This is a genomic window from Microbacterium sp. HMWF026 (genome assembly GCF_003061325.1).
Lineage (GTDB): Bacteria > Actinomycetota > Actinomycetes > Actinomycetales > Microbacteriaceae > Microbacterium > Microbacterium testaceum_E.
Genome location: NZ_QAJB01000396.1, coordinates 1 through 1,557, shown reverse-complemented (window position 1 = coordinate 1,557; position 1,557 = coordinate 1). Strand labels below are relative to the sequence as shown.

Sequence of the window (1,557 nt, the reverse complement as noted above, 5' to 3'; positions counted from 1 at the left end):
GTGCTCTACCGCTCGCACGCCCAGTCGGCGGCCCTGCTCAGTGCACTGTCGGGCGTGGGGATCGCGGCATCCGTCCTGGGCGGACGCAAGTTCTTCGACCTGCCCGAGGTGCGTCAGGCCCTGATGGCCCTGCGCGCGGCGTCGGTGGCGCCGATCAGCACCGGTTTCGTCGCGACGGTCCGCGATGTGCTGCGCAGCGTCGGTCTGACCGACGATCCGCCTGAGGCGGGCGGCGCGCTGCGCGAGGCGTGGGAGGCGCGCGCGGCGCTGCTGCGCCTGGCCGAAGAGGCGCCCGAGGGTACTGACCTGCGCGCATTCACCGACGACCTGCAGGCGCGAGCCCGCGACCAGCACGAGCCGACCACGCGAACCGTCACGTTGGCGACGCTGCACGCGGCGAAGGGTCTGGAGTGGGATCACGTCTACCTCGTGGGGGTGAGCGAGGGGCTTCTGCCCATCTCGTACGCCAAGACGTTCGAGGCCGTCGACGAGGAGCGCCGCCTGGCGTACGTCGGCGTCACTCGGGCCGCGCGAACGTTGTCGGTGAGCTGGGCGCGAGGGCGTGGGCGGATGGAACGCTCGCCGTCGCGCTTCCTGCGAGAGATCGGCAGTGGCAGTCTTCGCTCGGCCGATGCAGCGCCCAGGCCCGCCGGAACGAATCGGCGCGCAGGCGCAGCGAGCGGCTCGTCGACGCGATCGGCGCGTTGAGCAGAAACCGCGCCGCGCGTCCCGCCTCGGCGGCGAGGGCGACGTCGACGTCCGGCCGCGGACGACCGAGCAGTTGCGCCGCGACCAGCGGCCAGTGCGGGTCGCCTTCGCGCTGGACGGCGTCGAGGCAGGCCAGGCACGCCGTGCGTCCGGGCTCGACGACCGGCCCGATGACGGCGCTCGCCCCGTCGAGCACGAGCGGAAGATGCGTGACGTCCTCACGCACGAGCGCCGCCGCACGCCGCGGGTCGACGCGGTGGGCCGCCAGCACGACCACCCGCGCGTCGGCGGGGACGGGCTCGCTCGCCGGGCCCGCCCACGACACGACGGTCGCGCGCCCGGGGAGGGCGGCGAGCACCGCGCGGACGGCTCGGGCGGGAAGGTCGTCGGCGGTCTGCACGAGGATCGGCGGATGCCGCGGCGCCCGCGCCAGGGCGGGAGCGATCTCGGCGAGCAGGGCGTCGCACGCGGCGCCACCGCTGCCGTGCAGCTGAGCGAGCGAGCGGAGTTCGGCGCGCGTGGTGCCGGTGACCAGGGCGGCGACCACCCGGTCGACCCAGGCCCCGGCGGTCGGGGTCACGGCGACGGCGGGAGCGCCGAATTGCACACGACCGTCGTGGCGCCAGAGCGGGGGAGCGGCGGAATCGAGTCGGATCATGCCCCGAGCCTGTCCCGCGAGACGGTCCGGGATGCCACTGTCCCCACCCCGACGCCCGGATCACGCCGTGGGGAGGAACGGCGGACGCCCGCGGCGGGACCGAATCCGCACCGCGGGCGTCCGCCGCGAAAGCAGCCTCAGACCGGTCGCTGGTCTCCCGGCGCGGCGTCGTCGTCCCCGTCCGTCCCGGT

The 1,557-nt window shown here is 75.2% G+C and carries 1 protein-coding gene; it reads left to right on the top strand.

The annotated features are described in order from the left end of the window. Window positions 1-708, top strand: a 708-nt coding sequence (locus DBR36_RS14700) for a 3'-5' exonuclease (protein ID WP_181373623.1), incomplete at its 5' end; no start/stop codon positions are given. Window positions 709-1,557: the final 849 nt, after the last annotated feature.